The organism is Pseudomonadota bacterium (assembly GCA_010028905.1).
In the GTDB taxonomy this organism is placed as follows: domain Bacteria; phylum Vulcanimicrobiota; class Xenobia; order RGZZ01; family RGZZ01; genus RGZZ01.
Genome location: RGZZ01000225.1, coordinates 1 through 8071, shown reverse-complemented (window position 1 = coordinate 8071; position 8071 = coordinate 1). Strand labels below are relative to the sequence as shown.

7 protein-coding genes and 2 pseudogenes are annotated in these 8071 nt (G+C 66.5%); 4 read left to right on the top strand and 5 right to left on the bottom strand.

Going from position 1 to position 8071, the window contains the following annotated elements; all coding sequences use genetic code 11:
- The coding region (locus tag EB084_14950; protein ID NDD29553.1) for an Hpt domain-containing protein at positions 1-358 on the top strand (358 nt) is incomplete at its 5' end.
- A gap of 352 nt (positions 359-710) precedes the next feature.
- Here EB084_14950 and EB084_14945 read toward each other — a convergent pair.
- The 3 genes and pseudogenes from EB084_14945 to EB084_14935 all read right to left on the bottom strand — a co-directional run bounded on the left by EB084_14945 (position 711) and on the right by EB084_14935 (position 2094).
- A pseudogene (locus EB084_14945) lies at positions 711-1088 on the bottom strand (collagen-like protein).
- Positions 1089-1344: 256 nt separating this feature from the next.
- Positions 1345-1464: pseudogene (locus EB084_14940) on the bottom strand (collagen-like protein).
- 276 nt (positions 1465-1740) lie between these two features.
- Positions 1741-2094, bottom strand: coding sequence for a hypothetical protein (locus EB084_14935; GenBank protein NDD29552.1), 354 nt, complete (start codon positions 2092-2094; stop codon positions 1741-1743).
- Between the two features lie 183 nt (positions 2095-2277).
- Between EB084_14935 and EB084_14930 the strand changes: the two genes are divergently transcribed.
- Both EB084_14930 and EB084_14925 read left to right on the top strand, forming a co-directional pair.
- Positions 2278-4302 carry a hypothetical protein gene (locus EB084_14930; GenBank protein NDD29551.1) on the top strand — a complete coding sequence of 675 codons (2025 nt, stop codon included), beginning with the start codon at positions 2278-2280 and terminating at the stop codon, positions 4300-4302.
- Positions 4303-4383: 81 nt separating this feature from the next.
- Positions 4384-5514 (top strand): hypothetical protein, encoded by a 1131-nt coding sequence (locus tag EB084_14925; protein ID NDD29550.1) that lies wholly within the window; start codon positions 4384-4386, stop codon positions 5512-5514.
- Between the two features lie 29 nt (positions 5515-5543).
- Here the strand turns inward: EB084_14925 and EB084_14920 are convergent, their stop codons facing one another.
- Positions 5544-6080, bottom strand: a complete 537-nt coding sequence (locus EB084_14920; GenBank protein NDD29549.1) for an alpha-ketoglutarate-dependent dioxygenase AlkB — start codon at positions 6078-6080, stop codon at positions 5544-5546.
- A 2-nt stretch (positions 6081-6082) separates the two neighbouring features.
- Entirely contained in the window at positions 6083-7360 is a 1278-nt protein-coding gene (locus EB084_14915; GenBank protein NDD29548.1) for a glutamate-5-semialdehyde dehydrogenase, read from the bottom strand.
- A 173-nt stretch (positions 7361-7533) separates the two neighbouring features.
- Here EB084_14915 and EB084_14910 point away from each other — a divergent pair, with 173 nt between their 5' ends.
- Positions 7534-7896 (top strand): hypothetical protein, encoded by a 363-nt coding sequence (locus EB084_14910; protein NDD29547.1) that lies wholly within the window; start codon positions 7534-7536, stop codon positions 7894-7896.
- Positions 7897-8071 lie beyond the last annotated feature (175 nt).

Here is an 8071-nt window from a genome sequence, read left to right as displayed (position 1 = left end):
CGAGTTCCTCCGCGACCAGCGCACGGTGGCCGAAGCCATTCGCGACGCCCTCAGGTCTGGTGACAGCGAAGGGGCGCAGCGCCTGGCCCACACGCTCAAAGGCGCCGCGGCCAACCTCGGCATGCCCGATCTGGCGCAGGCCGCGGGCGACCTGGAAACGGCGTTGCGCCAAGGCAAGACCGATGTGAGCACAAATGCGCGCCATCACCTGGCGACCCGCCTCACCGTGGTGGTGGCGTCACTCGACAGCCTCGATCTCGTGGCTCCGTCTACCCTGCCGAAGCCCTCGACGCCGTCGGCCGCACGCCCCGCAAAACGCCCCGCCGCCAGGGCTTTTCGCAGCCCTTCGAGGGGTTGACGGGTCGCCTTCGCTGCTGGAAGGGGGGGCGCGGCGGGCGACCTCGAAGTGCGCCACCACGTCGACAATCTCGACTTCACCGCCGCCCTGAGCGTGGCAGAGGCTCTGGGCCAGAAGCTGCCGCGCTGAGCCTGACCGCTCGTCCGGTGCCCACAAAGAAAAGGCGTCGCACGCCTGTCCCCGAAGGGGGTGGGAGAGCGACGCCTTTCTTCGATCGATGCGGGTGTAGCAGCCCCGCTGACGCGGACTAGACGGAGGAGTATCCTTGTGGCCCCGTCGGTCCGGTGGGCCCGACGTGCCCCGTCGGCCCAATTTGTCCGGGCGGGCCCGTTTCGCCGCCAGAACCTTCCGCACCGGTCGGCCCTGCGGGACCCGTAGGACCTGGAGCACTCGTCCCGGCAGGCCCGGTGGGTCCGACAGAGCCGGTGGGGCCCTGAATCCCGGCATCTCCAGCCGGTCCCGTGGGCCCCGTCGGCCCGACAACGTAGATCACGGCTCCTTGAAACGAGATGGTTCGAATGCTGTCGAGGAAAAGCGTCTCCCCCGGAGGGAGAACGACGGGCTCGAGCAGAGATGGGGAGGCGTTGACCGACCGCTTTGCGGGTACCGAGGGGCCGGTCGGTCCCGTGGGGCCCGGCTCGCCCGTGGGCCCGGCCGGCCCTGTGTCGCCCGCAATACCCGTAGGCCCGTCCAGCCCCGTCGGCCCGGTCGCTCCAACCGCCCCGGTAGGACCGTAGGCCCGCGAGCCCTCCGGCCCTGTCTGGCCCGGGGACCCCGGCAACCCTGGGGCCCCGTTCATGCCTTGCGGCCCTGCGGGACCCGTCGGTCCGAAGAAGACAAGCTGCGCAGTCTCATAGGGTCCGATCCGGTTGGTTTCCAACGGCACTGAAGAAGCAACGCGCTGCTTGCCGACCGCCTGGTAAGGTCCCGTCGGCCCGGTTGCTCCGGCGGGCCCCGTCGGGCCGGGGGATCCGATGTTTCCGATGTCCCTGCGAACCGCTCGGGCCGGTGGGTCCTGGGCTTCCCTCGGGGCCGGTCGGTCCCTGAGGACCGTCAGCCCCCATCTCCCCAGCGACGCCCTCGGGCCCCGTAGGCCCTGTTGGCCCCACGATGTTCGGGCTCGAACCGTTGATATCGCCCCCCTGGCCGAGGTTGACATTGATCACCGGGCTATGGGGATTGTCGGCGGTTTCGAAATTGGTGCTGATGACGAAGAAAGACGTGATTTCAAGGCTCATGGGATCTGTGCGTGCTCCTTGGTGTCGGTGTCACTGACGAGGACGGTCGAAAAGGCGAGACGACCTGCGCCCTGGCGGGCGCTGAAAGATGTCGAGGCCGCTGGGCCGCTGCTGCAATTCATAGGGTGCTTCGCGGGAAGCACGCTAAACGGGGACGGCGGATGCGAGGCCCGTGATCTGAAAGGTGGTCATGGAGACGGGGACCTCGACCACGAGCAGGTTGTCGGCGGGCGCAGGGACCTCGGTGGGTCCGTACACCGTGTTGCCGTTCTTGTCGTAGCCCTGCAAGCGCAGCGTCGTGGTGCCATCCGGAATCACGCTCTTCGCCACCGTCGGCACATCGAAGTTCACCTTCAACAGGGCGGTCACCGGGGTGCTGCCTGTGTTCAGATCGACAGACAGGGGAGAGCCGCTGGGTGCGCTCCCGCCACCACCGCAACCCGTGAGGAGGGCAACGCTCACCAGGCCGGCAGACTGAATGAACTCTCTTCGGTCCATGACGTACCTTTCTCGGCTGGATTCCTGATCTCGCACCGGTTCCCCCACCCCGCCTGAATTCCTGCCGCATGCACGCCAGACAGGCTGTCGAGAACCGGGCGCTCACGCCCGAGACCGGTCCCCACGCGCACCCCGCACACAGACGAGGGGGACCCCCCGCTCGTCGAAGAGAACACCTCCCGCATGAAGCTCTGCCTGAACATGATCGTCCGCAATGAGAGCGCCATCATCGAGCGATGCCTGCGCTCTACCTTGCCGCATGTGGCCTGCTATGTCATCTGCGACACCGGATCGACCGACGATACCCTTGCGCGCGTTCGCGGCGTCTTCGACGAGGCCGGCATCGCTGGCGAGATTCACGAATATGCGTTCATAGACTTCGCACAGGCGCGAAACGAAGCCCTCGAGCGCTGCCGACGCTCCCCCCTGGCCTTCGACGCCATGTTGTTCATCGACGCCGACATGGAGCTGGTGGTCACCGATTCGCAATGGCGCGAGACGCTCAACGCCGAGGCTTACCTCGTGCGCCAGACCACGCAAGGGGGCTTCACCTACTGGAACATACGAATCTTGAAGCGCACGCTCGACGCGCGCTACGTGGGCGCGACCCACGAATACCTCGCAGTCGACACCGAGAGAACCCGCCTCGAAGGCGCCCACATGTTCGACCACAGCTGCGGCAGCAGCCACGCCGTCAAGCACGAGCGCGACCTGGACCTGCTGCGCCGCGCACACGAGCAGAACCCCACAGACACCCGGACCCTCTTCTACCTTGGCCAGACCCTGCGCGAGATGGGCCGACACGCCGAGGCCATCGCCACGTACGAACAGCGCATCTCACTCGGGGGGTGGGATCAGGAGATGTGGTACAGCCGCTACATGGTGGCCTTCTGTCACCTCGCTCTGAACGATCGCGCGCGCTTCATGATGAGCTGTCTCGAGGCCTACGACATGCGTCCCACGCGGGCCGAGCCGTTGTATGCCCTGGCCGATCACCACCGCTTGAACGGGAGACACGAGACATGCGCCATGCTGGCAGAGGTCGGGCTGGGCATGGCCATCCCGGATGACCTGCTGTTCGTCGACGAGTCCGTCTATCGCACGGGGTTCAAGATGCTGATGAGCATCAGCGGCTGGTACTCTTCGCTCCCAGAGAGAAAGGCCCGCGGACGCATGTTCAACGCCGAGCTGATGCTCGCCCGCAACGCGCCCACCGACCGGCGCCAGCTCGCGCGCGCCAACTGGCGGTGGTACGCACGAGCGTGCGACGCCCTGTTCGGGACGGTGCGCTTCGTGCCGCTGAGCCCGCCCCTCCCTCTCGGGTACCACCCCTGCAACCCGTCGCTCACAACCCGTGACACGGAGATCTGGTGCGTCGTGCGAGGCGTGAACTACGTGCAGGAGAACGGACGCTATACCTCCTACGACGGCGTGATCCGCACCACCAACCGTCTGGTCTGCCTCGATGCCCATCTGGCATTGAGCAACGTGCGCGAGATCATCGATGACTCGCCCTACAGCCTCGACACCACCGAGGCGCCGAATGTCGTGGGCCTCGAGGACGTGCGCGTCATCGCGCACGATGGCCGCCTGCGCGCCACCTGCGTGGTGGTCGATCGCCACGGCGAGTGGCGCCGTCGCATCGCCGTTCTCGATCTGGCCGACGACGGGCGCGTGGAGAAGCTCACAACGCAAGGCCACGAGAACCACCTGCATCAGAAGAACTGGATGCCGTTCGTCGACGCCGACGGGCTGGGGTTCGTGTACCTCACCGACCCCACCGTCGTTCTTCGATGGAATGAGAAAACCCGCCAGTGCGGAGAATGGCGACGGCACGACTGTGACGTCGCGCTCGAGAACCAACGCGGGAGCAGCGGCCTGGTTCCCTTCGACACGGGGTGGCTGTGCGTGACCCACGAGGTTTCATACCGCGACAGCAACGCCTCGAGCCGTGTGTATCTTCACCGTTTCGTTCATCTCGATGAGACGTTCCGCGTGCGCGCGGTCACCGAAGCCTTCTACTTCCGCCACGTCGGCATCGAGTTCTGCGCCGGACTCGTGGCCGGCCCGGCGAAGGGGCTGGGCGCAGACGAGCTGCTGCTGAGCTTCGGCGTCAACGACGGTGAGGCGTGGCTTGTCGTCATCGGCGCCGATGCCGTGCGACGCCAATTGCAGCCCGTGATGGGCATCACGGGACCAGCGAGGTAGCACCCAAAGAGCTGTAATGCACCGCGATGGCGCGGGTCACTCTGGGCAGAAAGAAACTCTGCGAAAGTGAAGGACCCTGCCATGCGAACCCTGCTCACGCTCTTGATCTGCTGCCTGCTCACCCTTGCGCTCAACGGTTGCGGCGCCGGAGGAGGAGGCGGAGCGTCGAGCGGGCCGAGCAGCACGCCCTCCGCCCTCACCACCGACGCTACCTCACCCGTCGCCACGTCTACTCCCCTGAGCACCTCGCTCACCCTCGGGGGGACAACCACATTGCCCCCTGTCAGCTCTCCCACGCCCAGCCCCACGTCCGGCGGCACAAGCTTCACGGGAAGCCTCGCAAGTCCGCTGTACGTCGCCATCTACACCCACTGCGAAGACAAGCATCACCCCGCCACACCAGACTTCTCCACAGACAAGGCGTCGTACATCACGTTCCGCAACGCCATCATCGCGTTCGCCAACGCCATGCACGCGCGCAACCTGTCGTGGAACTGGCAGAGCGACTACAACTTCCTCGAAGCGTGCAAGACCTACGAGGTGCAGCAGGCCGACGCAACGCTCCTGGCGAGCACCGGCGGCATGAACGTGGTGCAGTGGCTGCACGACACCTCGGGCGCCGAGATCGACCCGCACTCGCACGAAGCAGACGGCTACAACTACGCCGACGTGGCCTACCTCATCACCCAGTGCGGCGTGACCCCCGCGCCAGTGGTGGGGGGCCACATCTACTCGCCCACCGATGCACACTACCAGAACTGGCCCAAGTTCATCGGTGGCCTTCAGGGAAGCAGGTACCCCCAGTACACGTTCACCCCGAACCTGCTCATGGGCGCCGGCTCCTCGAACCACATGAGCGACGCAGTGGTCAGCGGGATGTGGCGCCCCGCGTCGGCCAGCAGCTACTTCACCGACGATCCGAACGGCGCAATCGCAAGCTTCGGAACGTGGGACAACGACATCTCGAAGATCTCCGACCTGCTCACCCTGATGAGCAACGGCACCCTGTCGCCGTCGCTGATGTGGACCGCCGGGTATGTCTTCAACCAGAGCGACATGACCACAGCGGGCTACATCGACAACACCATCGTGCCCCAGCTCGACACCCTCGTGTCGCTGCGAGATCAGGGTGCGGTGCAGCTCGTGCGATTCACCGAGGCCACGGCCACCTGGCAGACCCAGTACGGCGCCCAGGGCTCGGTTCACCAGTGACCCACGTCGCCACCGCGTGAGCCGATTGCTCAGCCGCGCATCAGCACTTGCTCTCGCAGCTTGCGAAAGGTGAGGCTGATGCGTGGCGCCGCGCTCTTCTGGCGCGGAATGGCGTGCACCCACGCGCGATGCACGTCCTGGGGCAGGTAGAGCAGCGAACCGGCGGGCTGGCAGAGCTCGTGCCGCATCTCGATGTCACCGATGCGGCGGAACTTCAGGGGACGAACCCCGCCGAGCGAGACGATGGCCACGCCGGTGTCATCGGCCAGCTCGGTGATGTCGTCGGCGTGATACCCCATCTTCGATGCCCCGTCGAGATAGTAGTTCACCAGGCAGTTGTCCGGTCGGAACCCCAGCCGCAGCTCGATGCCCTCGCAAAGGCGCTGCAGCCACACAGGCATGGGGCACGCCGCATAGGTGAGCCCGGCATAGTCGTAGGGGCGACCGAAGCTCGCCGTCAGTCGCGCGGCGATGCGTCGATCCCAGTCGATGCCACCGACCAGCGCATCGAAGAGGGCCTCTGGACCATCGACGAAACGCTCGATGAGCGTGTAGTCCGGTTTCACCGTCAGGCCTGGCGCACGTGTCCATCGCCCATGCAGATGTACTTGCACGTGGTGAGCTCGCGCAGCCCCATCGGGCCGCGGGCGTGCATCTTCTGCGTCGAGATGCCCATCTCGCCCCCGAAGCCGAACTCGCCCCCGTCGGTGAAGCGGGTGCTGGCGTTGACGTACACCGCGGCGGCGTCGACCGCGGCGGTGAAGCGACGGCTCGCAGTGTAGCTCTCGGTGACGATGGCCTCGCTATGCTTCGTGCCGTGGGTGTTGATATGGGAGATGGCCTCGTCGAGCGAGTCGACCACCTTGCACGAGATCTTGAGATCGAGGTACTCGCGCCCCCAGTCGTCATCGGTGGCCACCGACGCCCAGGGAAGCAGGCGCTGGGTTGCGTCACATCCGAAGATCTCCACGCCACGGCTGCGCAGCGCCTCTCCGATTCGAGGAAGCGCCCGCTCGCCCACCGCGCGATGCACAAGAAGCGACTCGGCGGCGTTGCAGACCCCCGTGCGCTGGGTCTTTGCATTCACAACGATCTTCTCGGCCTTTTCGAGATCGGCGTCGACGTCGATGTAGACGTGGCAGTTGCCCACCCCCGTCTCGATGACCGGCACGGTGGCGTTGTTCACCACCCGCTGAATCAGCGCTTCTCCCCCGCGCGGGATCACCACATCGATAAACCCGTTCATGCGGCACATCTCGTCGATGACGTCGCGATCCATGTCGTCGATGAGCGTGACGCAGCCGGCCGGCAGCCCCACCTTCTCGAGCGCCGCGCGCATCACATCAGCGAGCACGCGGTTCGACTGCAGCGCGCTCGAAGACCCACGCAGCAGAACCGCGTTGCCCGCCTTGAACGCCAGTGAAGCGGCCTCCACGGTCACGTTCGGCCGCCCCTCGTAGATGATGGCGATCACGCCCAGCGGCACCCGCACCTTGGTGATGCGCAAGCCGTTGGGGCGCACCCATGTCTCTCCCTCCCCCAGCGGATCGCCCAGCTGGGCCACCTCCTCGAGGGCGCGGGCCATGGCCTCGACGCGCGCGGGATCGAGCGTGAGCCGATCGATGATGGCTGCAGAGGCTCCGGCGGCTCGTGCGGCCTCAACGTCAAGAACGTTGGCCTCGACGATGCCGCTCACACGCTCGCGCAGCCCGCCCGCCATGGCCTGCAGCGCGGCGTTGCGCTGCTCGGCTCGCACAGCGGCGAGGCGGAACGCGGACTCGCGCGCGGCCTGAGCGGCGGCGATGAGAGCGGGACGGGCTGTGGTGGAACGGCTGACGAGGGTCATTGACATACCTCCGAGGCGTGTTGAAGCCCCCAAGACTTCTCCGCAGCGCGCACCGCTCCTCGCACCCCTCGGGAAGGAAGGGCCGGCGGCAGACCGAAGAAGCGCGCGCAGCAGACCGAGAGCGCGACGCGTCTCCCCGGCGCCTGCAACCTTCCCGAGAAAGACGGCCTGGCATGCGCCACCACTACATTGCGATTCTTCTCATGCTCGGCCTCGCGCTTGCAACGCTTCGCTGGGGGTCCGGCCTGCGATCGATCGCTCGCCTTACCCTGCTGCTGGTCATTGCGATGGGGCTCACGCTGCGACTCAACCCCCTCAGCAGCGGAGGGGTGCGCTGGGACATGGTCCCTCGCATCGACGCGGCCAGCGCGCTCAAGGCAGTCACCGAAGGACAGGCGGTGCTGGTTGACGCGCGTCACCCCAAGGTCTTCGAACAAGGCCATCTCCGGGGCGCCATCTCGATGATGTACGCCGACCTGCGCACGCGCCTGGGCGAGCTGCCCCGAAACAAGACGCTCATCGTCTACTGCTCCTGACACGGCGAGCACTCGAGCGTCCGTGTGGCGCAGTACCTCCTCGGCCGTGACTACAGCGCCGCCGCCCTGACGGGCGGGTTCAAGGCGGCGGTGGACGCGGGATTCCCCTACGATGGAAATCCGCCGCAGGCACCGCCGGGAAGTCGCCCCGACAGACACACGCTCGCTCCCGGCG

What these genes read in the sequence shown, in the direction of transcription:
- EB084_14935 (NDD29552.1), bottom strand. Translation starts at nt 2,094, where the DNA reads ATGGACCGAAGAGAGTTCATTCAGTCTGCCGGCCTGGTGAGCGTTGCC.
- EB084_14930 (NDD29551.1), top strand. Translation starts at nt 2,278, where the DNA reads ATGAAGCTCTGCCTGAACATGATCGTCCGCAATGAGAGCGCCATCATC.
- EB084_14925 (NDD29550.1), top strand. Translation starts at nt 4,384, where the DNA reads ATGCGAACCCTGCTCACGCTCTTGATCTGCTGCCTGCTCACCCTTGCG.
- EB084_14915 (NDD29548.1), bottom strand. Translation starts at nt 7,360, where the DNA reads ATGACCCTCGTCAGCCGTTCCACCACAGCCCGTCCCGCTCTCATCGCC.
- EB084_14910 (NDD29547.1), top strand. Translation starts at nt 7,534, where the DNA reads ATGCGCCACCACTACATTGCGATTCTTCTCATGCTCGGCCTCGCGCTT.